The following is a 25,817-nucleotide window of genomic DNA, read 5'->3' as shown; positions in this document are numbered from 1 at the left end:
TAGTTATTAATTTTACTTATCCTTACCCATTATTAAAATATATTATCAAGGCATCAAATAACAATATAATGTCTAGGATTTTTACGTAGTTAAGTAAAAATCAGTAATCAATTTAAAGATCACGGACGAAATTCATTGTTAACGGTTTTATTCATGAATAGTTCCATGTCCACAATGAAAAAATAATGGGAAATTAATAAAATGAATCTAAAAAAAATAATTGGTGTGTTGGCGGCTACATTTGCTCTAGTTATGTTTAATGCTCAAGCGGCAGATAAAGAAAATCTTCGCATTATGAGCGATGCTAAAGGGGATTCTTCCTATACGGTTAAGGTAAATGGCAAAGAGATGGTCATTACCCGTCAAATGACAGCATGTGCTAAGAATAAAGGTTGGTTACAGCCTCTAGTTCCTGTCGAAGGGGTTCATCCAATTACTGAAATCGAATTATTGAAAAGCATGAATGATCCGGAGTTCATTCTGTTGGATATGCGTGTCCAAGACCACTTTGTGGCGGGAACGATTCCTGGCGCTAAAAACATTCCTTACACTGAAGTTGCGATGCGTTTGAATGAAATGGGTTGTGAGAAAGCGGATGGCAAGTGGAACTGTGCTAACGCTAAAAAAGTGGTGGCATTTTGTAATGGACCAGTTTGCCCCCAAAGCCCGATTGCAATCAAAGCTTCTGTTCGTGAAGGTTTCCCTGCAGAGAACTTCTACTACTACCGTGGTGGGATGTTAGACTGGGCTGCTTTAGGTTTTCCAATGGTTGAAGGTGAGTTTTAATCACTTAATTGTTGCTTAATCCATGATAAAGGCCGCTTTAAGCGGCCTTTTTTGTGGCTGTTAATTTTTAATCTACCAGGCCTGGTAGAAAAACCTCGGTAAGCAGTAAAGGCGCATTTTGTTGTTTAAAGACAGAGCGTCTTGCAAATCCAGGTAAATTCGCGGCCTCGTTAACATCGAGGTTTTCAATCAAATACGGCCAAAAACTTAAAGCGTTTTTAGAAAACTCAAAAGGCGAACGCTGAATACTCGGTAAGTCAAATAGCACTTCCCCCAAGGGTTTATTGCCTAATTTTTGCAAATGATGCCAGGGGTTGTGTTCATCCAGCTTGGGGATAACGGTTCGTGCATAGACCCAACTTTTTCCATGACATTTAAGCAAGACACAGCGTATCCAGGCCTCTTCATTACGATTCAAACCGAGTTTCTGCGATTCATTTAACAGCGGGATTTCAAATTCTTCAGATAAGATAACCACCTGTAAATCCGGGCATAACACACGCAATTTAGCCGTCAAAGAGGTGGGGGTGGTCAACCAAGATTGAATCTTTCTAGAGGGTGAAATCCGGCGTAATAACCCTGAAGGTTTCCAAAACTGCGGTTGCATCGTGCTATTGGCGTTTTGTTTTTCTTGGATAAGCGCTTTAATTTTAGAAAGTCTTTCTAAGGGTGTCATAGTTAACCTAAAAGAGTGGGTTTAGAGTTCACTGCAAGCCGATTTAACAGAACTCAAGCATGTTGATAGTCGATTTTATGGCCAACCCAGCGAGCCTGTAACAGTTCAACAATCTTTGCATCTTGTGCAACCAGATTTTTTGCCCAATACTGCGCGGTCGGAATCCATTGGCTATCACGTTTCAAATCGGCGATTCTAAATTGTAAACCACCTGTCTGCTTGGTTCCAAGAATTTCACCCGGCCCACGAATCTTAAGATCCTCCTCGGCGATTCTAAAGCCGTCATTGGTATCACGCATGATATTCAAACGGGCTTTTCCAGTCTCCGACAACGGCGGTTGATAAAGCAATACACAGTGGCTCTGTAAATCACCTCGTCCAACTCGGCCCCGCAACTGGTGGAGTTGTGCCAAGCCCAAGCGTTCGGCATTTTCGATAATCATCAAACTTGAATTGGGTACATTGACCCCAACCTCAATCACCGTGGTCGCGACCAACAAATCCAATTCGTGATTTTTAAAGGCATTCATGACCAAGGCTTTTTGCTCACCTTTCAAGCGTCCATGCACTAAGCCGACTCTTAAATCAGGCCAATTATCACTAAATTGGGTTGCGGTGACTTCAGCGGCTTGGGCATGCAATAGCTCAGATTCTTCAATCAATGGGCACACCCAATAGGCTTGAATGCCTTGTTTGCATTTGAGGTAGAGGTGTTCCATCACTTCCGAACGTTTTTCATTGCTCAATACCGCGGTGTCAATCGGCTTTCGTCCAGGCGGTAGCTCATCAATAATGGAGATATCTAAATCGCCATAAGCGGTCATTGCCAGCGTTCTGGGAATCGGTGTTGCGGTCATGACCAGTTGATGGGGGTGGGTATCTTGATTTTGACCTTTTTCATGCAACGCCAATCGTTGATGCACCCCAAAACGGTGTTGTTCATCAATCACCACCAGACCTAAGCGGTTAAAAACAACCGCATCTTGGAACAAGGCGTGAGTGCCAATAATGACTTTAGCCTCACCTGAGGCTATTTGTGCAAGTTGAAAGCGTTTTTCGGCCGCTTTTAAGCGTCCATTTAACCAAGCCACAGGGATTTGGAGCGGTTCTAGCCACTCTAAAAAGGCATTGAGATGCTGTTCGGCCAATATCTCGGTTGGTGCCATGACCGCAACCTGGAACCCAGCCTCAGCAGCTTGTATGGCCGCTAAAGCGGCAATAACGGTTTTTCCTGAACCAACATCTCCTTGAACCAATCGCTGCATAGGATGAGGTAATGCAAGGTCATATTGAATCTCTTGTAACACGCGTTGCTGGGCATGCGTTAATGCAAAAGGCAGGCTGGCCAATAAGGCATTTGCCGTTTGGCTATGCGCCAACGCAGGGGCTAAACGTTTCTGTTCGGTTTGGCGAAGCAATTGTAGGCCGGCTTGTTGGCTGATTAATTCTTCAACAATCAAACGTTGTTGTGCGGGGTGGCTAAACTGCTTGATGTTACGCAAGTCATCTTCCGGTTGCGGTTGATGTAATGTGAAAAGTGCCGAGTTCAAATCGGGCAGTTGCAACTCATCCAACAGAGCCGTTGGCAGTAACTCTTTAAGGGGGTACTGTTTGAGAAGGTTCATCGCTTGCTGCATAAGCTTGAGTAAAGAAGCCTGGCCAAGCCCTTCTGTGGTTGGGTAGATGGGAGTCAATGTCGTTTCAAGCGCAGGATTGTCTTCAACACTGATGAATTGATAGCTTGGGTGAACCATCTCCAAACCGTTTGGGCCTGAACGGACTTCCCCAAACACCCGCAAGATTTTACCGCGAGTGAACTGTTGAGCTTGGCGATAGTGAAAATGGAAAAAACGTAAGGTTAAAAAATGGCCTTGCGTCGATTGAATCTTAACCAATAAGCTACTGCGTCTACCCCGAGTGAGTGACTGAGAGAATATTTCGCCTTCGATTAACACCTCGCTGCCGACTACCGCATTTTCAATGGCGGTGAGTTTGGTTTTGTCTTGGTAACGTAAAGGCAGATGGAACAAGAGGTCTTGTACAACAAAAAGCCCCAATTTATGGAGCTTTTCTAATTGTTTGGGGCCGACGCCTTTAAGGTTGTCGAGAGAGTGTTCTGATAGCATCAAGCAGACCTTAATCGAATTTTTTAAATTCTATCAAAAACCACCAGGCCTGGTTGAAATGGATAAGGACAATAAGTGAATTATTGTTTATGAGATGTTTATGAGAATGATGTTATGAAACGATAGGCAAAATAAACTAGGTTATGAGGTAAGGTCCCTTAACTCATGGCATATTTAACTTCTTCATTCCCCAAGACCTCTTCTGGAATCGAACGCAGCTCTTTACCCAACTCTTTGACTTTTTTCTGGGCGCGAATATAGTGAAGATTGCCGATGCCGAGTTTCTGCATTGATTTGGCGGCACTGCTACGAACCTCATCGGTAACATAACGCGAGTCCTCAGATTCAGCCACAATCATTCGGGCAATATTCAGCAGGTTGATCAGTTCATAAGCCTGGTTTTTACCTTCTGGGCATTTCTCAACCTCTTCCTGCTGAAACAGGATGCCGCAATAGACCGAATTTTTTACATGCCATTTTTTGGCGACATAAATACCGATATGTGCACTTGTGGTACCAAAGGCATCCAACTCTTTTTGAGGAGCCTCTGACGGTGTCATCAAACTTGCCAGATAACAGGGTTTATATTTCTCAGGAGCATATTGGCTTAATACGATATAACCCACGTTGTATATCAAACCATAAAGATAGGCATCACTCGATTTGATTTCCTTCAATTTGCTAGACAGTTCGGCCATCGCAGTAGCGATTTTAATGGCATGGTTAACGATGATTACAGAATCGCCCTTTGACTGAAAGCTAAACTCAATGGCACTCGAAAAGAAAACGGTAAAGATACCTTTAGTACCTAATATATCGACAGCCTGCCTAGCGGTATGGATCTCTTTTTTTGACATAAAGCTGGCAACCGCAAGAAATTTGGTAAATAGTTTTGGGTTACGGTTAATGCAGCGAGTAATGACATTGATATCTGGATCGGGTTTAAGGGATTCATTTTGAAGTTCAGTAACTTCATTTGAAATTTTGGGTAATTTAACCTTATTTAGAATGTTTGCAGCAACAGCAAGTTGATGTTTCATTTTTTACTGTCCAAAATGTTGAATTCCATAGCTAAAATGTGGATATATATAGTGTTTTTTTAAATACCGAATTCGGATTATAGGATAAAAAAAAACACGTATGATTCAAAAATTTTATCTCTAGAGAAGTTATTTTTTAGCTAAGTATCTTACTCTATTGTTTGAGACTTATGAGCGGTTATATGTTGAAATGAAAGCGGCTTGATGATTGGCGTGTTTTTTGGATTTTTTAATAGGCTTGCTTAAGCCAAATTATGGTATTTGTCTTGAGTAACCAACATTCTACGGCATGTATTTTGCTTAGTTTGTTTACCAATCATGCGGCCAGCAGAAGCCGTTGCAGATAATTGAAGGAAGTAGGATGTTTTGTAATTTTCAAAAACAAAAAATAGCCCGATTAGAGTCACAGTTAAATGAAAATAATGCGCTTTTAAAGGCTTTGGACAGAGTTTCTGCCGTTATTGAGTTTAACCTAGATGGTACTGTCTTGAGAGCGAATGATAATTTTTTGAAAACCATGGGTTACAGTTTGGCTGATATTCAAGGTCAACATCACCGCATGTTTGTCGAGCCGGCAATGGCACAGTCTTCCGATTATCAGCAATTTTGGCAGAAGTTACGCCAGGGTGAGTTTATCAGCAATCGCTTTAAAAGAATCAACCGTGATGGTCAAGTGGTGTGGCTTGAGGCGAGCTATAACCCATTGTTAGACGCCAAAGGTAATATCTATAAAATTGTCAAATTCGCTACCGACATTACCGACCAAGTGAATAAAGACTTTGATGCGCAAGCTCAAATCGATGCTATTTATAAAGTGATGGCGGTTATTGAATTCGATCCCACCGGTAAAATTATCCGAGCGAATGATAATTTTCTTAAGGCGATGGGCTATTCACTGGCAGAGATAAAAGATCAACATCATAAGATGTTCGCACTCAAGGAAACCGCTGAATCAGCGGAATATACCCAGTTTTGGAAAGATTTAGCATTGGGTAAGTCATTTAGCGGAACTTACCATCGTTTAGGCAAGGGCGGCAAGGATGTTTGGCTGGAGGCGAGCTATAACCCCATTTTCGATACGAACGGTAAGGTTGTGAAAGTCATTAAATATGCCACTGATATCAGTTCAAACTCCAACGCTGTCTTGCTGAATAAGGTGGTTGATCAGGCAACCAAAACCATTTTAGGGCTGGCTCATGGTGATTTAAATCAAAAGATGGTGTGTTTGGTTGATGACTCTTCAAAAGGGATGTATGACGATGAAATCCGTTCCTTGACCCGCTCTGTTCAGGAGATGACGGAAAAGTTAAAAGAGGTGATCACCAAGGCGGTTCATGCCAGCAATAATTCAAAAGAGTCAGCTACAGAAATCTCTCAACGTGCAGAAAGCCTTAATTCAAGGGTTCAGCAACAGAGCGAAGAGCTAAAAAGAACCTCTTCAACCATGGAAGACATGAATAAAGCGATTCAAGAAACTTCATCACATGTCCAGCAGGCCAATCATGTGGCGAGTGATGTGGAGCTCAAAGCCAATAAGGGCGTTGAAGTCATGAAGCAAACGATTACCGCGATGACAAAGATTCAAGAATCGAGCGAAAAAATATCCGACATTGTGGCTTTGATTGATGGTATCGCTTTCCAGACAAACCTATTAGCGCTCAATGCTGCGGTAGAGGCTGCGAGAGCCGGTGAGCAAGGTCGTGGATTTGCGGTTGTGGCAGGTGAGGTCCGGTCATTGGCGCAAAAATCGGCAGAAGCGGCTAAAGATATCAAACAGTTAATCGATGAAACGGTAAGCCGTGTGAATCAAGGTTCTACGATGGCGAGTGAATCGGGCGATATGTTAAGCAGTATTCATTTGTCCATTGGGGAGGTGACCCAAATGATTTCACAGATTGCCGGGGCGTCCAAATATCAGGCACAAGGAATTAGTGATGTTCATTCGGCAATCAAAGAGTTGGATCGAGTCACCCATGAAAACGCAGAATTGGTATCTGATACCTTGAATTCAGCTGAAAAGTTGGATGCTCAGGCCGATGTGTTAAATAAAGACATGGCTTATTTCAAGTTATAGCCAGGCTCTTTAAATAAAATAAAAGCCCGCAAAATAACGGTTATTTTGCGGGCTTTTTGTTTTTTGCTGGGGGATTCTATCGGTGATATTGGCAAATGTTAACCGATTCAATCCTAGTAAGATGATAAAGCCATAACCCCGTCCATTTCCACATCGGTGTCTTTCGGTAATTGCTTAACCGCCACTGCGGCACGAGCTGGATAAGGTTGTTGAAAATATTGCGCCATGATTTCATTTACAGTGGCAAAGTGGCTCATATCGGTTAAGAAGATATTTAGTTTAGCGATATCCTGTAAAGAACCACCAGCCGCTTCACAAACCGCACTTAAATTTTTAAATACTTGGTGGATACGTTCAGAGATATCCCCCTCACGTAACTCCATGGTTTCAGGAATTAAAGCGATTTGACCTGAAAGATAAACCGTATTACCGATACGAACCGCCTGAGAGTAAGTGCCGATGGCCTGTGGTGCATTTTCTGTAGCAATAGTTTCGCGCATGAGAATTCCTTATTAATTTTGTTTGCTGTGAATAGGTTGGTTTTGAAATATTCTAGCAAAAGCCGGATTACTGGGAGGAAATATCTAATTTAATCGTTTGAATAAATCTCTTTATTAACTCGCTAAAGGCTTAAAGACTGGGTGTTAATGTAATAAATTTTGTGTTAATCTCATTTTAATTGTTACTTAAAGAGTACGTGAGTACGTATTTAGATGGAGCGCTAATTTGATGGAAAGAACTCAGTTTAACGAAACAAGTTTAGCGTCGGGTCAATCTGAAGGTATTTTCTACAATGTACGTGTTTTCCTGTGGCTTCTTATTGCGATAATGAGCCTTTCTACTATTTTCATTTGCCAATACTTCTATCAACAAGATAAGCAGAATGTATTGTATTCAATCGAAGCAAACTCTCCAGATAAATTACAGACAATCTCAAACGACCTATCTCTAAGGATATTTAATGTCATCCAAAGTGTTAAATATTTGACGAGTATGCAAGCCTATTATCTAAATCGAGACCAAGATGCCGCTAATGCGAAGGATTTTCAGATCATGTTGCTGAATATGGCGCGATTAGCCCCGCAGTATAAGCAAATAAGGTTTTTGGATGCTCAAGGTGTCGAAAAGCTCAGGGTTGATCAAACTGTCGACGGCCCTAAGGTCATTGATGACGCTTTATTGCAGGATAAATCCAGTCGTTATTATGTACAGGAAGCGTTGTTTCTCGATAAAGATGGTTTGTACATTAGTCCGATTGACCTGAATATCGAACATGGGCTGATTGAGCGGCCATATGTTCCGATGATGCGCTTTATCGCCCCTGTTTTTGATAAGGCCGGTGTTAAATTAGGCTTGGTTGTTATTAACTATGATGCCAACATTCTGCTGAACAGCCTGTCCCAATACCAAAATAAATCCGCCGTTTTAATGTTGCTGAATGAGCAAGGTTATTGGTTGAAAAGCGATGATAAAGATAAAGAATGGGGGTTTATGTTCCCTGAAAAACAAGATGTAACTTTCGCTAAGCAGTTTCCTAAGATCTGGCAGAAGATGGCGCATCAAGATCAGGGCGAGTTGTCGGCTGAGCAAGGTATGTTTAAATTCATAACGGTGGATTTCGATGTTTACAATAGTAAATATATCCCTTTAGCCGGCCAAATCAATTTGAGTGAGGTGGTTGCCAAACATAACCGCTGGAAAGTGGTTTCCTATCTTTCAACGGAGACGATTGATGAAGCGTTGTTTTCATTAAAGGTTCGTTATTCCGTTATAGGTTTTTTGGTGCTGGCTTTACTGATTTTATTACTTGTTGTCGGTTATCGATTGTTGGTGGTTCAAAGCCAACGTCACGGCGAGTTATTGCATAATGCTTATTTTGACGATTTGACTGGGGCTTATAATCGGGCCGCTCTGGTAGAGCTTGCTGAACAAAGAATGCAGGCTCACCATCAATTTAGCTTGATTTATATCGATTTGGATGACTTTAAACCGATCAATGATAACTACGGACATCATGCTGGTGATATGGTCTTGAAAGTGGTGGTGAAAAGAATCAAAAAGCTGTTGCGTCCTAAAGATGCTTTGTTCCGTCTTGGGGGCGATGAGTTTGTGGTTTTATTGGATGGACAGTTCAATGAAAACTCGTTGCAAACCATCACGTCGCGTATAGTTCAGAAAGTTGAGTCGCCAATGAAAGTGGATAAAAACCGAGTCAGGGTTAGGGTAAGCAGTGGCATAGCCAGCAGTGAACGGTTCAGTTCACTGGATGATTTGCTAAAAAGTGCGGATGGTATGATGTATCAAGCGAAACAACACAAAAAAACCGCATCTGTCGAAGGTTTTTGGTTGGCTGAATAAAACTTACAAGGTTTTTTTGTTCAGAAACAAACAATCGTTACTCTGCGGGATTACAAGCGCTGAACTTTCTCTACAATGGACAGGTTTTTCAAACGCTTGAGTACCATGGCCAATTGGTCACGGTCTCTTACATTGATAACAAATTGCATTAAGCTGTAAGTCTCATCTTTATCTTCAGAGCGCACTCGTTCAATATCGGTATTGGTTTTTGCAATTGCATTCGCAATGGTTGCTAAGGTACCACGTTGGTTTTTCGCTTCAATTTGAACTTCCGCCAAGAACGTGGCTGTAGACGTTTTATCCCATTGAACATCAAGGCATTTATCTGGCTGATTACGGATGTTTTTGATGTTATGGCAAGTTTCGCGATGGATGACCAAGCCTTTTTCAGTACTGACAAAACCGACGATTTCATCGCCTGGGATAGGGTGGCAACAGTTGGCAAAATGCACCACCATACCTTCTGTTCCAGAAATCGGTAGCGCGACATCCATATCCGCATTTTTAGGGCCGATTTTATCTTCGGTGCCTAAAACAATATCATGTATCTGTTTGGCGACTAAAGGCGCAATTCGATTGCCGGTACCAAGTTCTTCTAATAGCTGTTCCCAATCCCTGAATTTGAGTTCTTCAATTAGATGATTGCGGATTTCATCGGTTAAGCCGTCATATGCCATATTGAAGTTGCGCAACGATTTGGTCAGCATACGTTGACCCAGTGCGATGGCTTCACCAGATTGCTGGTTTTTCATGTAATGGCGAATTTGCGAACGCGCTTTCGCGGTTTTGACAAAGTTCAACCAAGATGGATTTGGCTGCGCTTCGGTACCTTTAATAATATGGATGGTTTTACCGCTTTCTAACGGAGTGCGTAGCGGAACCAGTTTTTTATCAATACGACAAGCGACGGTGCTATGGCCGATATTGGTATGCACGGCATAAGCAAAGTCAACCGGTGTTGAGCCGGTTGGCAAGGTGATAATGTCGCCTTTGGGGGTGAAAACGTAGATAACATCAGGGAAAAGGTCGATTTTAACGTTTTCCAAAAAGTCCAATGAGTTACCGGCGCTTTGCTGTATCTCCAGTAGGTTTTTTACCCACTCTTGAGCACGTAGGTCGACATGAGAGGGTGTGCCATCGGCTTCACTATTCTCCTGCTTATACTGCCAATGGGCGGCAATCCCATGTTCGGAAACCTCATGCATGGTTTCTGAACGGATTTGCACCTCTAAATGTACGCCATAAGGGCCGAACAAAGCGGTATGCAGGGACTGGTACCCATTTGGTTTGGGTATGGCAATATAGTCTTTAAAACGTCCTGGAAGCGGTTTGTAGATTGAATGCACCGTACCTAAGGTTCTATAGCAATCATCCGCTGAGTTAACGATAATCCTGAAGGCAAAGATGTCTAAGATGTCATTAAAGCTTTGGCGCTTGTTCTTCATCTTTTTATACAGACTGTAGAGGTGCTTTTCGCGTCCGATGACTTGGCAAGGGATTTTATCTTGAGACAAACGATTGTAGAAGGTCTCGCTTATTTGCTCGATGACCTCTTTGCGGTTGCCACGTGCTTTTTTTACGGCATGTTCCAGGACGGCAAACCGTAGAGGGTGCATCGCCTTGAAGCCTAGGTCTTCAAGCTCGATACGAACGGCATTGATCCCTAAACGGCCGGCAATCGGTGCGAATATATCTAAAGTCTCATGTGCAATACGACGTTGTTTGTCAGGGCGCATGACACCCAGGGTGCGCATATTGTGGAGCCTGTCGGCAAGCTTAATCAAGATGACTCGAATATCTCGAGCCATGGCTAAAATCATCTTGCGGAAGTTTTCTGCTTGGGCTTCTTGCGGGTTATCAAACTCTAATTTACCCAGTTTAGTCACACCATCAACGATTTCGGCCACACTTTCGCCAAAACGTTCGGTTATGTCTTGTTTGGTATAGGGGGTATCTTCAACAACGTCATGCAGAATCGCTGCAATTAGACTCTCTTTATCGAGTTGGATTTCAGCCAAGATTTCGGCTACGGCAACAGGATGCCAGATATAGTCGCCACCCGATTTACGGGTTTGACCTTGGTGTGCAAGTGCACCAAATTCATAAGCGGATTGAATAAGCTCTACTTGTTCAGGAGTTAGATAAGCAGAAGCTTTTGCAATTAAACCGTCTAATGAACTTGGTGTTGGCATAGATGAACGAACCTTTTAGTTAAAAACTGTATTTCTAAATAAAAAGTCGATTAACTGAAATATGGAGGAGTATCTGGATCAGCCATAACAACATCACCATCAATGGTGTTTTCAGCTAATTCACGCAAAGCCATAACGGTTGGCTTATCTTTGTCCCAATCCAACGTCGCTTCAGCGCCGTTAGCGAGTTGACGAGCGCGTTTAGCACTTAAAATAACAAGTTCAAAACGGTTCTCAACTTGAGTTAAACAATCTTCTACTGTGACACGTGCCATAATTTTGTTCCTATCGCATAAATTTCAAAGGTAAGGAGTTATTTTACCTTAAATTTTAACGATTTGAAGATGAATATTGTCAGGCTTTGCAGGTTTAATCCAACTATTCGGTGATTTTGAGTGCGGATAGGTAGTTTTTTAAAGTATCTTTTTGGCTTTGTAGCGCCAAATAAGCACTTTCGCCCATTTGATTGGCGAGTGCCGGATCTTGAAGTAATTGCTGTAATTTGTCCTTAAACTCGGAATAGTCAGCGACTTGGAGAATGCCGTTGTGAGTCTGTAACAACTGCATCTCATCTTCAAAATCACGGCAATCCATTCCGCTTAAAATAGGCTTTTTGAAGGCGGCCGGTTCCAAGATGTTGTGGCCTCCTTTGGCAACAAAACTACCACCCATAATCACTATTTGTGCATGTGCGTACAGTGGTAGCAGTTTGCCGATACGGTCATCCAAAAATAGGCGGGTTTCTGAGTTAGGCTGCTCGTTTTTGGAAGCGACTTTTAATGTGGTTCCCAGAAAAGCCAATTGTTTCTGAATACTGCCACTGCGTTTAGGGTGGCGCGGCACAATCACCAACAGTTCCGGTCGCTTTAAATCCAACCAGGCCTGGGTGATTTGTAATTCTTCATCTTCATGGGTGGACGCAGCCAAAATAAACGGTCTTTCTATCGGTCTGATTTGGGCTTGTGCTTCCGGTTGAGCGGAGTATTTAAGGTTGCCTAGAATCTCGATTTGTTGTGTGTTTGCCCCGAGTTTAATGAACATGTCAGCATCTTTCTGGGTGCGCGCAATCACTTTGTTGACTCGGCGTAAGCTGATGCGATAAGCGGCTTGCAGCCAGTTTGGGGTCTTAAAGGTTTTTGCGGTTAAACGGCCGTTCAATATACTGACTGGAATCTTGCGTTTTTCGGCAACCCGGAATAGATTCGGCCAAATTTCGGTTTCCATCACCCATAACCGGCTTGGTGAATAGTGGTTGATGAAACGGCGTAACGCATACGGCCAATCGAAAGGCAGGTAGCAATGCTCGACCTGCTCACCATACAAGTCGCTAATCAGGGATTTGCTGGTCGTGGTGTTGGTGGTGATGAGAATATTGTGTTTTGGGATGAGCGCACGTATTAAAGGTTCGGCGGCTTTAACCTCGCCAACCGAGGCGCAGTGAATCCAAATTGGGTTTTTAGATGCGTTTTTTGTTGTGGGAAAGCGCAGTCCAAACTTCTCAAAAAAGAAACGCTTGCCGTCTTTGCTTTTAACCGCTTCGACCACAATCAAAAGCCAGATTAAAGGGCTTAATAGACGAATCAGAACTTGATAAACGAGCATTTCAAATCATCCAAAAAGGTATTTTAAAAAAGCGACCAGGCCTGGTCGCTTAATGACCGGCCTGTAATAACGCTTCCATAATCGCGATATCACCCGGTAAATCGACTTCGGGTGAGTCGTATTGGCTTTGCACGACCTTAATCTTGTGTCCGAACTCTAAAGCGCGCAGTTGTTCGAGTTTTTCAATGTCTTCCAATCTTCCCATCGGTAAGGCATTGAAGGTATCAACAAAACGTTTGGTATAAGCGTAAACCCCCAAATGCTTGAAGCTGTCATGATCCCAATAGTCACGACCGTGGGGAATGGTGGCGCGTGAAAAATACAACGCAAATCCGTTTACATCGGTCACCAACTTGACATCTTTTGGGTTGGTGATTTCCGATTCATTGACGATTTTGAACGATAAAGTGCTCATTTCAAAGCTTTTGTCGTAATCTGGAGCCAAGAACGGTGCAATAACGTCTTCGATTGATTCGTGATGCACCAGCGGTTGGTCACCCTGGACATTGACAATCAAATCCTCATCCTGCAAACCTAACGCATTGGCGGCGGCGGCAATTCGGTCGGTACCAGATGCCGCTTCAACCGGAGTCATGACCACTTTACCGCCAAACGCTTCCGCCACCTCTTTAATGCGATCATCATCGGTAGCGATATAAACCCCAGCCAAACCCTGCGCTTTAGAGATACGCTCATATACATGCTGAATCATCGGTTTGCCATCAATCAGTTTTAACGGTTTACCCGGTAAACGAGAAGAACCATAACGAGCAGGGATAAAAACATAAGTATTCATAATAAAAGGCTTTTTAGGTAGGTTAAATTTGCGAGGCTTAATGGGTTTTGGACGTCAATTTTTATATTTGGCTAGGCGTTGATGAGGGAGTTGAGTGTTACTCAATGACCGATTCAACAACAACGCCAAAACCAAAAAGTGGCGAACCAAAAATTACATTTTTGAGTATAGGTTGCGTAACAACTCTGGCGTCACTTTCTCCTGCCAGCTTGGCCCGTAGACGTTTTCCCAAAGTGGCGCCAGACCTGATGCGGTACGGATCATTTTCTCCATATCTTCTTCAGAAAGATCTTTGGTGATGCCTTTTGGTAGCGTGATGTTGTGTTTTGCCATCATCTCACGGAACACTTTCACCCCTTCCGGATAAAAATCATCCAATACGTCAAATGCGATGCAGTTACCAATACCATGATGATAACCCATGACATAAGATAGGCCGTAAGAAAGTGCATGACATGCGCCTACCTGGCTGTATGCGATGCTTTGCCCACCCATATAAGACGCCATCATCAGTTTTTCATCCGAATCTGGGTGGTCTTGTAAAAACACTTCATTACAAAGGTCTAAAGACTTTTCACCGAAGGCACGGGCAAATTCATTGATATAAGTACCGTTTAGGGCTTCGATATTGTGGATATAACAATCCATCCCTGTATAGAACCATTGGTCTTTAGGCACACCTTGGATTAAATCTGGATCCATGATGATTTGGTCATAAACGGTGTAATCCGAGTTCATTCCCAGTTTTTTGTCAGGCCCGGTTAATACCGTAGTTCTTGACGCTTCTGCGCCTGTACCTGAAATGGTCGGGATGCCCACATGGTGAACCGCAGGGTTTTTAATCAAATCCCACCCTTGGTAAGAGGCTGAACCGCCTTCATTGGTGAGCATCAAAGCTACCGCCTTACCCAAATCCAGGGCAGAACCACCACCAATACCGACAACACTCACCGGATTTTTACCGTTAACCTGCTTGGCTGCGTACTCTTGAACTTCAACCGTCAATGCATCTACATAGGTGGTTTTTGGTTCATCGGTCACATCCAGCCAGATGACCATATCCTTACCGGTAGCAGGAATTCGCTGTCCTAATGGCTTGTCTTTATGTACTTCATCCACCAAGAAGACTACAAAGTCATCTAATTCGGTGCGTTCATCGGCCAAAACGTCGTCTAGTTGGTCAAACGAACCGCGACCAAAGATCATCTTAGGGACAGTTTTAAAGTTACGAAATTTCATAATGCAGTTTTCCTAGTAAGTCCGAGGGCCTTACGTTTATTTTTTAAATACTTTAGCGAATGCGTCAATTCTGGACTGAATGTCTTCTTCTGTCCAGGACAATTGAATCAACATCGAAATGGTACGACTCATAATATCGTCTGATTTAGGGGTTTTAACCTGGGTGTAATCAGGACGGTCGGCAATCAAGTCAATCGGCAGTTTAGCCGAGCTTTTCATCTCATGGATGTGTTTCCAATTTTTTAGATAGTGCCAGTTGTTGGCATACCAATAAAACACCGCAGGTACTTTTTGCTCTGCTAGCGTAGCCACGACTTCTTTAGTACGTGCCTCCGTAGGCAGCATAATGCTTAAAAATCCAGCGTTATCTCCAGCTTCATCGGTAATCACGCGGAATGACACTTCCGGGTACTCTTTTAAAGCGTCTTTCAGAGCCTTTTTATTGCGACGTTGAATCTCAAGGATTCGGTCGAGTTTTTTCCACTGCGCAACACCTACGGCCGCGTTCATTTCAGAGATTCGGAAGTTGCTCCCCATAATCGGGTGAGATTCCGCGCCACGATCCATACCGATATGGTCGTGTCCATGGTCCGAGAACATATGGGCGTTGTTGTAGATGGTTTCATCATTAGTTAACACCGCGCCACCCTCACCACAAGAGATGGTTTTGACGGAGTCGAATGAGAAGGTTCCAACCTGACCAATTGTGCCTAAAGCTTGTCCTTTATAGTTTGCTCCCGTTGCTTGGCACGCGTCCTCTAATAAAATTAGACCGTGCTTGTCACACACCGCTTTGATGTCGTCCATGTGGCCGCCATAACCGCACATGTGCACAAAGTTTACCGCTTTGGTTTTAGGGGTGATAACCGCCTCAATGCCTTCCGCGGATAAGGTTAGGGTTTCGTCAATTTCGGCAAATACCGGAATCGCACCCGCTAGAACAATCGCTTCTACACTCGCCACAAAGGTAAACGGCGGCACAATCACTTCATCACCTGCACCAATGCCTGCCGCCATTAAAGCGGTTGTCAAAGCGGTTGTGCCGCTTGAAACTAGGTGTGCGTGTTTTACATTAATGGTTTCGCAAATCATGCTTTCTAATTCACGGGCTTTCCATACGTCGTTACGCATACCATCAAAGTTATAGCGAAAGGTAAAGCCTTTCTCCATCACTTCATTGATTTGTTGTTTCTCGGATTCGTCAAAAATCTCAAAACCAGGCATTACATGCTCCTAAAATAGGTAAGGTGTGGTGTTAAAGTTGTGTTGTTAAGTTAAAGCAATAGTATTTAATCAAGCAGAGAAGCAATCATGTTTTTATGTGCGGCGATTTGCTTGTTCTTTGTTAAACGTGTTGCATAAAAAATGCTGTGCAGTTCGTTTAAAGCGATCTCAAAGTTGTTGTTGATAACAATGTAGTCAAACTCGTTGTAATGTGACATTTCACTTACAGCATCTTTCATGCGACGTTCGATTATCTCGGCGCTATCGGTACCGCGCCCAGTAAGCCGTTTATGCAGTTCATCTTTGGATGGTGGTAAGATGAAAATGGAAATCGCTTCAGGCATCAATTTTCTAACCTGTTGGGCGCCTTGCCAATCAATCTCTAAGATGACATCTTTACCTGAGACCAATTGCGCTTCAACCGAACTTTTTGAGGTGCCGTAAAAATTATCAAAAACTTGAGCGTGTTCTAAAAAGTCACCTTGGGCAATTTTTTCATTAAAGGCTTCAATGCTCAAAAAATGATAATTCACCCCGTTTTCTTCGCCTGGGCGCATATCACGAGTTGTACTCGATACAGAAACAACGATGCGACTGTCTTGTGAGATTAGCTTGCTGACAAGAGAGGTTTTGCCCGCACCAGAAGGGGCCGAAACAATATAAAGTGAACCGCTCATAAAAGGTTTCCCTTGGCTTTAATTTTAAGTGATTGGCTATTTTAACAGAGAATTTGCCCGCTTTGGTGAGTCAAATAAGTGAAAACCGTTTGCCTTTGAATCGAAGTTGAGTGGTTTTTACGCAAATTCGATTGGATAACCTAAAAATATCAAAAAATTATTCACTTAAGTCCCCATAAGGTAAAGCAAAATTACAAAATCCATTTATAATGAACGGATGCATAAAGAAAGTATATTTTTAGTAGGTCCTATGGGGGCGGGAAAGTCTACCGTAGGCAAGTTATTAGCCGAAAAATTAAATTATCAATTTGTCGATAGTGATCATGAAATCGAAGCTCGTACTGGCGCAACGATTCCAATGATTTTTGACATTGAGGGTGAGCAAGGTTTTCGTAGCCGTGAAGCATCTATGATTGATGAGTTATCACTCAAGCCACAAGTTGTGTTGGCAACCGGCGGCGGTGTAGTGGAAACCGAAATCAATCGTCAACATTTGCGAACCCGTGGATTTGTGGTTTATCTAAAATCACCCGTTGAAGCATTGATTCAGCGCACTAAACATGATCGAAACCGTCCTTTGCTGCAAACCGATAACCCTGCGCAAGTCTTAAAAGATTTGATGCAAAAGCGTGAGCCTTGGTACATGGAAATGGCTGATTTGGTGATTGAAACCCAACAGGTTCCGGTTCACCGAGTGGTTAAGCAGATAGTCGACCGTTTAGAGTCCGAGCAGATTGTTTAGTTGCGATTTTTAGTGGAACTTGAATCTAAAACACATCATTAAAATTTAAGAGAAATACGAGTGAAAACATTAACCGTTGAATTAGGGGATAGAAGTTATCCTATCTTTATTGGCCAAGGATTAATGGGTGATGCCGAGTTGGTAAAACCTTATGTTAAGGGGCAACAAGTATTAATCGTCACCAATACCACCGTGGCGCCATTGTATTTAGAAAAATGCAAACAGGCGTTTGCAGATTTTAATGTACAGTCGGTGGTTCTGCCTGATGGTGAAGAGTATAAAAACTTGGAAACCTTAAACCTCGTGTTCGACGAGTTGATTGGAAAGCGTTTTGACCGCAGTTGTACTTTGATTGCGTTGGGTGGTGGTGTAATCGGTGATATGACCGGTTTTGCCGCAGCAGCGTTTCAGCGTGGCGTGAATTTCATTCAAATGCCAACCACTTTGCTGTCACAAGTCGACTCATCAGTCGGTGGTAAGACGGGTGTGAACCACCCGCTGGGCAAAAACATGATTGGCGCGTTCCATCAGCCCGAATGTGTGGTGATTGATACCGAAACCCTGAACACTTTAGAAGACCGTCAATTGTCAGCAGGCCTGGCAGAAGTCATCAAGTATGGTTTAATCCAAGACCCAGAGTTTTTTGAATGGTTGGAAGCGAATATTGAGAAACTTTTAGCGCGTGAACCAGAAGCCTTGGCTTATGCGATTGAGCGTTCATGCCAAGATAAAGCCGATATTGTCGCCAAAGATGAAAAAGAGGCTGGCCTGCGTGCCTTGTTCAATTTAGGACATACTTTCGGTCATGCGATTGAAGCGGGTATGGGATACGGTAAATGGTTGCATGGTGAAGGCGTTAGCGCCGGTTCAATGCAAGCGGTTTACATGTCTAAATTGTTAGGAAACCTAACGCAAGCCGATGAGACACGGATTCAAGCTTTGTTTGAGCGGGCAAAATTGCCGATTTTACCGCCATCAGTTGCCGAGATGAGCAATGATAAGTTTTTGGGACTGATGGCAGGGGATAAAAAGGTTCAAGCCGGGACGATTCGTTTGGTTTTATTGAAATCGATCGGCCAGGCTTATGTGACCGGTGACTATCCACAAGAATTATTGGAGAAAACCTTAACCGACTGGCGTTAAGTGCTCTGTTTTCAAGATGGTGTGTTTTATTTGATGTTTAGAGGATTTAGATTATGACGAGTCGTTATCAAGAACAATTTTCTGTTGAAGGGATTAAATTTACACACCGTGAAAAGGTAGAGTTAATTGAAATTGACAATGCTTTTGCCAAGGCGACCATCACCACATTAGGTGGCTCGGTTTTAAGTTTTATGCCCAAGGGACAAAAAGACCTCTTGTGGGTAAGCGATACTGCGGTTTATGACGGCTCTAAACCGGTTAGAGGTGGCGTTCCGGTTTGCTGGCCGTGGTTTGGTGCGGCAAAACAAGCAGGCCTGCCAGCTCATGGTTTTGTGCGCAGCATGGTTTGGAATGTGGAAAAAGCCGTGCACCTGGATACCGGGGCAACACGGGTTTTATTGGCTTGTGAATCCGATGAAAACACCATGGCGCAATGGCCGCACCCTTTTAGCTTGAAGCTCTGTATCGAAATCGGTGAAAGTTTGATCCTCACCTTAATCAGCGCCAACTTAAGTGATGAAAGCATTGATATCACAGAAGCTTTACACACCTATTTTGCGGTAGCGAATCCAGTTGGTATGCAGATTAAAGGTCTTGAAAAGAGTACACATCTGGATAAATTAGCCAGTGATGCACCTGCTGAAATTCAAAACGAGATTGTGGTGTTGAATCCCCCTAAAGATTCGGTTTATTTAAATCAAACTGGCACCGTAGCCATTATAGATGCCGATAATAATCGTCAGATTATCATCGAAAAGCGTAACTCGCAATCCAGTGTGGTTTGGAATCCTGGCCCGGAAATCGTTAAAGGTTTTGCCGATATAGACGACCAGGCCTGGTTGGAATTTGCCTGTGTAGAAAGCGGCAATGTGTTGGACAACTTCATTACCCTACCAAGTAAAGCCGAACATATGTTGAGTGTGCAATATTCGATTGAACCTTTGGCATAACCTGTTTTAGCTCTATGCGTCAACGGCGGCGTATCATTAACTGGCGAGCGATATGGCTCGCCTATTTGTTTAAACTCTATTGATTGGATGATGAGGTAACGAATGCTTTCGTTAGACGCTGGCCGTAAAAATATTTATATTGAAAATTTGTGCTTTATTTTGCCTCTAAAAACCTTGCGAAGCACGCCAAAAGTGGACTTTTTTGCGCTTGAAGGGGTGGTTGATGATCTTTCTGGTATTGATTTGGTCATGCATGAACCTGGTGGCAAAAGCCCATTAATCGAAGGGGATGACACTTGGTATTGGTATATGCATACCGACCAAGAAGATAAACTGTTGGTGCATCAAGGACGCCGTTTGGTACAGCTTTATTCACAAAAGCATGGTCAAGTTGAAAACTTTGAAGTCACAGCCGATGCGATTTATCACAATAGTCAAAAAATCTTTGAGGGTGCGGCCATATTAGGTTGGCCACAACACGTCTTTCATAGGGTGCATTCGCCTGAAGGGAGTTTGTCAACCAATTATGCTTCGCGTTTAGATGGGTTTGATATTGACACCAACTTCAATATTTATAAACTAGACACCCAAACAGGTCAGTACAAAACAGCACGCTTGGGTGCGCTTGACCAACCTTAGTTTTATTACAATGCGGCCATAGTTAAACAGGATATAACTGCCCCCTCCTAAGGGGCTGTTCGGGGTTCGAGTCCTCGTGGCTGTACCACATTCAGGCGGGTAAAAAGTGTTTTGCCTGCTTCATTTGTCTTAAGGCTTTTTCCAGTTCCATTTTGGCAACGGCCAAATTGATGCGCATAAAGCCTGTTCCTGCATGACTTTCTCCACCGAATGTTTGTCCATCATTTAAGCCCAGTTTGGCTGTGTGGATCAACCAATCCTTTAGGGCTTGGTGTGAACTGAACATCTCTCTGAAATCCAACCAAACCAGATAAGAGGCTTCCGGCCGCATCACTTTGACTTTAGGGAACTCTTTGGCAAAAAAAGTTTCCAACAGGTCGATGTTTTGGGTGAAATGATTCAAAAGCTCATCACGCCATTGTTGGCCTTGGGTTGTGTAGGCGGCGCTTAGGGCGGTTTGTGCAAAAAGGTTCAGGCTGTCAATGGCGTTCTGTTGGCAAACCTTTAGGTATTGTTCTTTTAGTTTTGGGTTGGCGATAATCGCATAGCCAATTTGTAAACCTCCCAAATTAAAGGTCTTGCCCGGTGAATTCAAGGTTACGGTGATATTGGCAATCTCTTCAGAAAGTGAGGCGATGGGAATGTGTTTGTTCGGTGCATATACCATGTCCGAATGGATTTCGTCAGACACAATTATGACCTTGTGTTTCAAGCAAATATTGGCCAGCTTTTGCAGCTCTTCCAAGCGCCAAACGCGGCCTGAAGGGTTTTGCGGATTGCAGAATAAAAAAAGTTTTACAGAGTTATCCACAATGGCTTTTTCAAATGCCTCAAAGTCGATTTCATAGCGGTTATCGATCAATTGCAGCGGGGTTTCTATCAGTTTTCGGTCATGTAATTTAGGCGCTGCTAGAAATGGAGGGTAGATTGGCAGTTGAACGACAATGGATGCACCAGGCCTGGTCAAAGCTGAAACCGCCATAAAAAAGCCGTTGGCAACATTATGGGTAAAGACGATGTGTGATTGGTCTACCTGGTAGTCATGCTGTTTTTGCCAATTGATGATCGCTTCATACAAAGAGTCAGGTGTATGGGTGTAGCCAAGTAAAGAGTGGTTTAAACGTGACTTGATTGCATTGAGCACAAACGGGGGTGTGGGTAAGTCCATATCGGCCACCCACATAGGTAAGACGTCTTCCGTTCCAAAAACAGTTTTACGCAATTCATACTTTTCGGCATGTGTGCCAATACGAGAGATGGGTTGGTTAAAGTTAAACATGCTCGCTTCTTCAGTTTGGGTCACCAAATTAGGTGATGTATTTTCGTTGGGCGAAATTGTAACAGAATTTATGTAACTTTTTTCCATATTGTGAATTGCGATAGTGTGTGTTGATATTTGCGTTGCGTTTCTCTGATGACAAAAGGCACATCAAATGGGGCTGCAACCCGGCTAAAATTTTCATCCAAGATAGCGTGTAGGCCTTCTAAAGTAGTGATGTTTTCCCCACTGGAGCTATCTTTGTAACCCCCTATCCAACGTGACTTATCGGTAAACTCTTCGAGCCAGGTATAAGGTGAGCCGATAAGCAACAAGCCATTGTCATTAATGCGTTCATGAATCATTTCCAAGAATTTGGCGGGTTCGTAAAGGCGATCAATCAGGTTGATCGCCACCACCATATCGTAGCCGCTAAAATGCGGTTTTAAGTTGGCGGCATCTTGCTGCAAAAACTGACAGCGTGCAGCAAAATCAATTAAGCCTAACTGTTTTAATGATTGCGATTTGAAGTCCATGATTTCGCCTTCGATGGGAATGCTATAGCGAATGGATCCTTGTTCCTGAAGCTGATTGGCAATTTGAATAAAGCGTGCCGAGAAATCAAGTCCGGTCACTTGGCTAAAATGCTTGGCTAATTCAAAACAACCTCGTCCCACCGAGCAACCGAGTTCAAGCACCGACAAATCCTCTCTATTTTTAAAATCGGTATCTTGCCGAATGGCATTGATCGCAATTTCGGCGTAACGTTGGGCAAAATTCGTTACCCCAAAATATTCAGCGCCGTAATGAAACTCGCAGTATTCAGCAATAGAGCGGTCGGTTTCATAGGTCAAGTATTCGGTTTGTACCGACGCTGCGGATTCTATATAACGAAAGCCCGCGTGTTGAAAGAAGTGGCGGCGAAACGCGTAACGGGAATGGCCATTGATTTCATTACCGGTGGATATCCAGCTTCCGCCGGTGAAGATGTTATGTTTATTGTCAAAGGTCGGCATGGTGAAGTCATCATATAGCGGATGGACTTTAAAGCCTTCATAAGGGTAAATGGGGGTTTCTGTCCATTGCCAAACATTACCGATTACATCAAAAAAATCCCCCATTTGGTTGGCGTCTACCGGGGTGGATGAGGCGTATTGCTGTAAGTTTAAGTTGGCTTGTTCTTTAAAGTCTAAAACATGGCTATGCTCACGTAAGCGGAGATATTCATCTTCACTTGGCAGTCGAATTGGTTTACCGGTTTGCTGTGCTTTCCATTGGCAAAAGGCGTGGGCTTCAAGCTGGTTGACTTCCACAGGCCAATTCCAAGGCATAGGGATTTCATCGGTCATGCAACGAAGATACCAGGCCTGTTGCTTTTTTACCCAAAAGCTTGGGTGTTTTAATGGCGTGTATTTACGCCATTGATTGCCTTCGTTATTCCAGTATTCAGGTTTGTCATATCCGCCATCCTCCACAAAAACCAGATACTCCTGGTTGGAAACCAAAAAGGTCGCCGCTTTGAATGCCGAAACGGTGGCGTGGTGTTGGCCGTATTCGTTGTCCCAGCCATAAAATTCGGCTGGGTCTTGATGGTTGATATTGATTTCCCCCGCAGGCACCTCCACTAAACGATTCTCTGGCGCTAAACCGTGCTTAGGGCAAACCGGAAACAAAGGATGAGGCTTTACGGAACTAATCGGTAATTGGCGAATCAACACCGAAGAGGTTTCTAAGTGAATGCGTTCATGTTCAATACCCATCAAAATTGGCCACATCGGGCTTTGCCAGGTAATGGGTAAGCTAAACTCAATCTGGTCAATGAGTTGATTGACCGCTTCTCTAACTTGGTGTCGGTAGTGTCTAACCGCATCCGCACTGGGCCAGTCATAATGGGTTTCATCCAAATCGTCCCAAGACATCTCATCCACACCAATGGCACACATCGATTCAATTTTCGGGTCGATGCGAGCGGGCAGTAATTTTGCCAGGACGAGTTTATTGGTGAAGAAGGTCGCGGTGTGGCCAAAATAAAAGATTAATGGATGTCGTAGGGAGCAAGGCCGCTCATAAAACGCGGAATCGGATTTTAAGGTTTCAAACAGGGTCTCATAGCTATCGTAGGTTTGATTGAAGTAAGCCTTTATCTCACGGCGTTTTTCCTCAATATCTCCGCGATTGATAATTAAAGGCTGGGCGATAAAATCCTCTTTATGTAACATGAAAACTCCAAGTTCGAGTGCAAAAGATTATTGTATGAATATTAAATAAACGAGCCTGTTTTTAACGGTTTTATGAACACTTTTTTCCGTTCACTATTGAATGGCGTCCAACTAAATAATCGAATTAAACTGTCGATTTAATTTGAGTTTTAAGTTGCTTGGCAGCCATGGTGTAGCCGCCCTCGGCGCAGTCGACAAAGTGAATGTGGTCAATCCCCGTTTTATTGATGAGACAGGTGATAATCGCCGAATGACTGGTATGGTAGCCGTAAAATAGCCGACCTGCTTGGTATTGTCCTTCTAGCCATTCAATGAGCTCATTTAAGGTTTTTTGCTCTGCGGACATCACCGTGCGATAGGTATCATCAATTTTGATAAAGTCTGAATTGATCACCAAATCTTGTTTATATTCCCCCCAATTGCTACCCATTGCGATTTTGCCAAATTTCATCAAGTAGGTGGCAATCAAGTTTTGCATCCGTAGTTTTTGTAAAGTAAACCATCGTTGCCAAAGGTTTTGGTGTTGGGTTTTGGTTAAAAGCTCAACATTGAGCTTATCAGCAGATAAGGAGAGGCTTAAACCTTTGGTGTTTAAAGGATGGTAATCCTGGACATCGCCAAACAACAGGTGAATCTTTTCAATTAGAGCGTCATAGGTTTTAAGCGCTTCCATTTCTGATGAAGTGCGGGCTTTGACCAATAAGCTAAAGGTGATTTCTTTAGCACTTGGAACACTATTCCAGCGGCACTCAAAGCCGGAAAAATCCGCATTGGCAAGCGTGCTTGGATCAAGATGGTAATGGCTTGAAGCTTTGATTTTAGAATCCGCTTCTTCCATCCCGCCACCCATGAAAAAGTATTGATGGAGGTTTTCTGAGGCTTGATATTTGCATAAATGAATGGGGGATGTCAGTTCTTGATAAGCGATCAAACCCACACGCAAGTTCAAGTTGTGGATCTGTTGAGCGATTTCCTGACAGCCTTTTAAAGCCTGTTTGACCTTCTCAAGGGAGTTAGCCGGTACACAAAATGATGCGCCATCGCCACCAAAAACATAGGGCACTTGATTCGGTTTTAGCGCATTCAACACCGCAGCGATGGTACTGCCGCCAATGGCATTGATTTCCCGATATAGACCCGCTTCAATCGCCTGGGTTGAGTTTTGAACATCGGTCACGATAATGTACCAATCTTTAGCAAGTTCACTATAAGACTCAGGTTTTAGAGTATCTTCCAATTTAACAAGAGCGGCAGTGTTTGCTGAAAATGGTTTCATGAGTGATCTCTGTTGTGCGCTACGGTGAGATAGGTATGTCTGGTTTATGTTCGTTGGTTTTCAAGTAAGCAAAACCGAGAATGAACATAATGACCGCAGGGAGGATCATCGCTCGATTTGGAAAGTGTTGATAGGCCAAAATACCGATAATGCCGCCAATAATAAAACTCAGAAATAGCACAACCAATAAGTATGCTTGCCAGTTCCATGGAGTACGTTTTTTGATGAAGCCGGCGATATAAACCCCTATATCGGTCACGATTCCGGTCATGTGAGTAGTGCGAATTTGCAGACCTCGGTAACTGGCAATCAGTGCGTTTTGTAAACCACAAGCGATCGCGGCCAGAAGTACCGAAGTGGTGGACTCAATGTAAGAGAATAAAGCGGAAGCCGACAACAATGTACCGATGCAAAGCAGTGCATATCCATAAGCATTATCTTGGCGATATTGGCGTTGGCCAATCATTAAGCCGGAAATAATCGCTCCGAATAAAAAGCCGAAGAGCACAAGGCAGGCGTTCAATAGGTAATCTAGATTGGAGTGAAACATGGCATCACTGAGGCGAGAAGCAATCCCGGTCATTTGGCTAACCGGCATGGCAAATTCGATGAGCATGGCGCTGTTAACATAGCCGGCAATGCTCGCCATCAATGCGGCGATAATGAATACAGGCAGTTTACGGAATTCCGTTTCTTTGATGGGATATGGCATACCATCATTAAAAAACAAAAAGGCCTGTGAGTAAACAGGCCTTTTGAGTTATTTGATGGATATTTAAATGTTCTTCAACAATTAAATA

General features: G+C 43.3%; 22 protein-coding genes and 1 tRNA gene. 8 read left to right on the top strand and 15 right to left on the bottom strand.

Annotated elements, in window-relative coordinates; all coding sequences use genetic code 11:
- The first annotated feature begins 201 nt into the window (after positions 1–201).
- A complete protein-coding gene (locus tag L6421_RS11265) occupies positions 202–786 on the top strand; it encodes a rhodanese-like domain-containing protein (protein WP_237261889.1) in 585 nt (194 codons plus the stop codon).
- A 67-nt stretch (positions 787–853) separates the two neighbouring features.
- On the opposite strand, the gene L6421_RS11260 is transcribed toward L6421_RS11265, so the two are convergent.
- From L6421_RS11260 to L6421_RS11250, 3 genes are all read right to left on the bottom strand, one after another.
- Positions 854–1,462, bottom strand: a complete 609-nt coding sequence (locus L6421_RS11260; RefSeq protein ID WP_237261888.1) for a chorismate--pyruvate lyase family protein — start codon at positions 1,460–1,462, stop codon at positions 854–856.
- A gap of 53 nt (positions 1,463–1,515) precedes the next feature.
- On the bottom strand, positions 1,516–3,588 hold the full coding sequence (recG, locus tag L6421_RS11255; protein ID WP_237261887.1) for an ATP-dependent DNA helicase RecG: 2,073 nt from the start codon (positions 3,586–3,588) through the stop codon (positions 1,516–1,518).
- 158 nt (positions 3,589–3,746) lie between these two features.
- The gene (locus L6421_RS11250) at positions 3,747–4,628 is read right to left on the bottom strand and encodes an HDOD domain-containing protein (RefSeq protein ID WP_237261886.1); all 882 of its coding nucleotides are present in this window, start codon (positions 4,626–4,628) and stop codon (positions 3,747–3,749) included.
- A gap of 361 nt (positions 4,629–4,989) precedes the next feature.
- On the opposite strand from L6421_RS11250, the gene L6421_RS11245 reads away from it, so the two are divergent.
- Positions 4,990–6,702 carry a methyl-accepting chemotaxis protein gene (locus L6421_RS11245; protein ID WP_237261885.1) on the top strand — a complete coding sequence of 571 codons (1,713 nt, stop codon included), beginning with the start codon at positions 4,990–4,992 and terminating at the stop codon, positions 6,700–6,702.
- 113 nt (positions 6,703–6,815) lie between these two features.
- Here L6421_RS11245 and ridA read toward each other — a convergent pair whose 3' ends face one another.
- Complete coding sequence (gene ridA / locus L6421_RS11240) at positions 6,816–7,202, bottom strand: deaminase RidA (RefSeq protein ID WP_237261884.1); 387 nt, start codon at positions 7,200–7,202, stop codon at positions 6,816–6,818.
- Positions 7,203–7,431: 229 nt separating this feature from the next.
- Between ridA and L6421_RS11235 the strand changes: the two genes are divergently transcribed.
- Positions 7,432–9,060 (top strand): diguanylate cyclase domain-containing protein, encoded by a 1,629-nt coding sequence (locus L6421_RS11235; protein ID WP_237261883.1) that lies wholly within the window; start codon positions 7,432–7,434, stop codon positions 9,058–9,060.
- Between the two features lie 50 nt (positions 9,061–9,110).
- Here the strand turns inward: L6421_RS11235 and L6421_RS11230 are convergent, their stop codons facing one another.
- The 7 genes from L6421_RS11230 to gmk form a co-directional block, all read right to left on the bottom strand.
- Positions 9,111–11,252: a RelA/SpoT family protein gene (locus L6421_RS11230; RefSeq protein ID WP_237261882.1), complete on the bottom strand. Its 2,142-nt coding sequence runs from the start codon at positions 11,250–11,252 to the stop codon at positions 9,111–9,113.
- A 50-nt stretch (positions 11,253–11,302) separates the two neighbouring features.
- Positions 11,303–11,527: a DNA-directed RNA polymerase subunit omega gene (gene rpoZ, locus L6421_RS11225; RefSeq protein ID WP_237261881.1), complete on the bottom strand. Its 225-nt coding sequence runs from the start codon at positions 11,525–11,527 to the stop codon at positions 11,303–11,305.
- A 103-nt stretch (positions 11,528–11,630) separates the two neighbouring features.
- The gene (locus tag L6421_RS11220) at positions 11,631–12,854 is read right to left on the bottom strand and encodes a 3-deoxy-D-manno-octulosonic acid transferase (protein WP_237261880.1); all 1,224 of its coding nucleotides are present in this window, start codon (positions 12,852–12,854) and stop codon (positions 11,631–11,633) included.
- A 49-nt stretch (positions 12,855–12,903) separates the two neighbouring features.
- Complete coding sequence (gene kdsB / locus L6421_RS11215) at positions 12,904–13,650, bottom strand: 3-deoxy-manno-octulosonate cytidylyltransferase (RefSeq protein ID WP_237261879.1); 747 nt, start codon at positions 13,648–13,650, stop codon at positions 12,904–12,906.
- 153 nt (positions 13,651–13,803) lie between these two features.
- Complete coding sequence (locus tag L6421_RS11210; protein ID WP_237261878.1) at positions 13,804–14,889, bottom strand: iron-containing alcohol dehydrogenase family protein; 1,086 nt, start codon at positions 14,887–14,889, stop codon at positions 13,804–13,806.
- A 36-nt stretch (positions 14,890–14,925) separates the two neighbouring features.
- Entirely contained in the window at positions 14,926–16,113 is a 1,188-nt protein-coding gene (locus L6421_RS11205; RefSeq protein WP_237261877.1) for a DegT/DnrJ/EryC1/StrS family aminotransferase, read from the bottom strand.
- Positions 16,114–16,178: 65 nt separating this feature from the next.
- The gene (gene gmk / locus L6421_RS11200) at positions 16,179–16,790 is read right to left on the bottom strand and encodes a guanylate kinase (RefSeq protein ID WP_237261876.1); all 612 of its coding nucleotides are present in this window, start codon (positions 16,788–16,790) and stop codon (positions 16,179–16,181) included.
- A 217-nt stretch (positions 16,791–17,007) separates the two neighbouring features.
- On the opposite strand from gmk, the gene aroK reads away from it, so the two are divergent.
- The 5 genes from aroK to L6421_RS11175 all read left to right on the top strand — a co-directional run bounded on the left by aroK (position 17,008) and on the right by L6421_RS11175 (position 20,352).
- A complete protein-coding gene (gene aroK / locus L6421_RS11195; protein WP_237261875.1) occupies positions 17,008–17,532 on the top strand; it encodes a shikimate kinase AroK in 525 nt (174 codons plus the stop codon).
- A gap of 60 nt (positions 17,533–17,592) precedes the next feature.
- On the top strand, positions 17,593–18,675 hold the full coding sequence (aroB, locus tag L6421_RS11190; protein WP_237261874.1) for a 3-dehydroquinate synthase: 1,083 nt from the start codon (positions 17,593–17,595) through the stop codon (positions 18,673–18,675).
- Positions 18,676–18,728: 53 nt separating this feature from the next.
- The gene (locus L6421_RS11185; RefSeq protein WP_237261873.1) at positions 18,729–19,625 is read left to right on the top strand and encodes a D-hexose-6-phosphate mutarotase; all 897 of its coding nucleotides are present in this window, start codon (positions 18,729–18,731) and stop codon (positions 19,623–19,625) included.
- A 102-nt stretch (positions 19,626–19,727) separates the two neighbouring features.
- The gene (locus tag L6421_RS11180) at positions 19,728–20,264 is read left to right on the top strand and encodes a hypothetical protein (RefSeq protein ID WP_237261872.1); all 537 of its coding nucleotides are present in this window, start codon (positions 19,728–19,730) and stop codon (positions 20,262–20,264) included.
- A gap of 12 nt (positions 20,265–20,276) precedes the next feature.
- Positions 20,277–20,352: transfer RNA gene (locus L6421_RS11175), tRNA-Arg, on the top strand.
- Positions 20,353–20,355: 3 nt separating this feature from the next.
- On the opposite strand, the gene L6421_RS11170 is transcribed toward L6421_RS11175, so the two are convergent.
- The 4 genes from L6421_RS11170 to L6421_RS11155 all read right to left on the bottom strand — a co-directional run bounded on the left by L6421_RS11170 (position 20,356) and on the right by L6421_RS11155 (position 25,729).
- A complete protein-coding gene (locus tag L6421_RS11170) occupies positions 20,356–21,543 on the bottom strand; it encodes a MalY/PatB family protein (RefSeq protein WP_237261871.1) in 1,188 nt (395 codons plus the stop codon).
- A 68-nt stretch (positions 21,544–21,611) separates the two neighbouring features.
- Complete coding sequence (gene ovoA / locus L6421_RS11165; RefSeq protein WP_237261870.1) at positions 21,612–23,741, bottom strand: 5-histidylcysteine sulfoxide synthase; 2,130 nt, start codon at positions 23,739–23,741, stop codon at positions 21,612–21,614.
- 124 nt (positions 23,742–23,865) lie between these two features.
- Complete coding sequence (locus L6421_RS11160) at positions 23,866–25,017, bottom strand: DUF3095 family protein (RefSeq protein ID WP_237261869.1); 1,152 nt, start codon at positions 25,015–25,017, stop codon at positions 23,866–23,868.
- A gap of 19 nt (positions 25,018–25,036) precedes the next feature.
- On the bottom strand, positions 25,037–25,729 hold the full coding sequence (locus L6421_RS11155) for a YoaK family protein (protein ID WP_237261868.1): 693 nt from the start codon (positions 25,727–25,729) through the stop codon (positions 25,037–25,039).
- Between the last annotated feature and the right edge of the window lie 88 nt (positions 25,730–25,817).

Source organism: Thiomicrorhabdus immobilis (assembly GCF_021654855.1).
GTDB classification, from domain to species: Bacteria; Pseudomonadota; Gammaproteobacteria; order Thiomicrospirales; family Thiomicrospiraceae; genus Thiomicrorhabdus; species Thiomicrorhabdus immobilis.
The sequence above is the reverse complement of the archived record's forward strand: the minus strand, read 5'-3'. Positions and strand labels throughout refer to the sequence as shown.

Excerpts from the sequence above, each read along its gene's own strand:
- L6421_RS11260 (WP_237261888.1), bottom strand. The coding sequence starts at position 1,462 with ATGACACCCTTAGAAAGACTTTCTAAAATTAAAGCGCTTATCCAAGAA.
- aroK (WP_237261875.1), top strand. The coding sequence starts at position 17,008 with ATGCATAAAGAAAGTATATTTTTAGTAGGTCCTATGGGGGCGGGAAAG.
- L6421_RS11180 (WP_237261872.1), top strand. The coding sequence starts at position 19,728 with ATGCTTTCGTTAGACGCTGGCCGTAAAAATATTTATATTGAAAATTTG.
- L6421_RS11160 (WP_237261869.1), bottom strand. The coding sequence starts at position 25,017 with ATGAAACCATTTTCAGCAAACACTGCCGCTCTTGTTAAATTGGAAGAT.
- L6421_RS11210 (WP_237261878.1), bottom strand. The coding sequence starts at position 14,889 with ATGAAATTTCGTAACTTTAAAACTGTCCCTAAGATGATCTTTGGTCGC.
- L6421_RS11220 (WP_237261880.1), bottom strand. The coding sequence starts at position 12,854 with ATGCTCGTTTATCAAGTTCTGATTCGTCTATTAAGCCCTTTAATCTGG.
- rpoZ (WP_237261881.1), bottom strand. The coding sequence starts at position 11,527 with ATGGCACGTGTCACAGTAGAAGATTGTTTAACTCAAGTTGAGAACCGT.
- L6421_RS11250 (WP_237261886.1), bottom strand. The coding sequence starts at position 4,628 with ATGAAACATCAACTTGCTGTTGCTGCAAACATTCTAAATAAGGTTAAA.
- L6421_RS11230 (WP_237261882.1), bottom strand. The coding sequence starts at position 11,252 with ATGCCAACACCAAGTTCATTAGACGGTTTAATTGCAAAAGCTTCTGCT.
- kdsB (WP_237261879.1), bottom strand. The coding sequence starts at position 13,650 with ATGAATACTTATGTTTTTATCCCTGCTCGTTATGGTTCTTCTCGTTTA.
- gmk (WP_237261876.1), bottom strand. The coding sequence starts at position 16,790 with ATGAGCGGTTCACTTTATATTGTTTCGGCCCCTTCTGGTGCGGGCAAA.
- L6421_RS11265 (WP_237261889.1), top strand. The coding sequence starts at position 202 with ATGAATCTAAAAAAAATAATTGGTGTGTTGGCGGCTACATTTGCTCTA.
- L6421_RS11185 (WP_237261873.1), top strand. The coding sequence starts at position 18,729 with ATGACGAGTCGTTATCAAGAACAATTTTCTGTTGAAGGGATTAAATTT.
- L6421_RS11205 (WP_237261877.1), bottom strand. The coding sequence starts at position 16,113 with ATGCCTGGTTTTGAGATTTTTGACGAATCCGAGAAACAACAAATCAAT.
- ovoA (WP_237261870.1), bottom strand. The coding sequence starts at position 23,741 with ATGTTACATAAAGAGGATTTTATCGCCCAGCCTTTAATTATCAATCGC.
- L6421_RS11235 (WP_237261883.1), top strand. The coding sequence starts at position 7,432 with ATGGAAAGAACTCAGTTTAACGAAACAAGTTTAGCGTCGGGTCAATCT.
- recG (WP_237261887.1), bottom strand. The coding sequence starts at position 3,588 with ATGCTATCAGAACACTCTCTCGACAACCTTAAAGGCGTCGGCCCCAAA.
- L6421_RS11170 (WP_237261871.1), bottom strand. The coding sequence starts at position 21,543 with ATGTTTAACTTTAACCAACCCATCTCTCGTATTGGCACACATGCCGAA.
- L6421_RS11155 (WP_237261868.1), bottom strand. The coding sequence starts at position 25,729 with ATGCCATATCCCATCAAAGAAACGGAATTCCGTAAACTGCCTGTATTC.
- ridA (WP_237261884.1), bottom strand. The coding sequence starts at position 7,202 with ATGCGCGAAACTATTGCTACAGAAAATGCACCACAGGCCATCGGCACT.
- L6421_RS11245 (WP_237261885.1), top strand. The coding sequence starts at position 4,990 with ATGTTTTGTAATTTTCAAAAACAAAAAATAGCCCGATTAGAGTCACAG.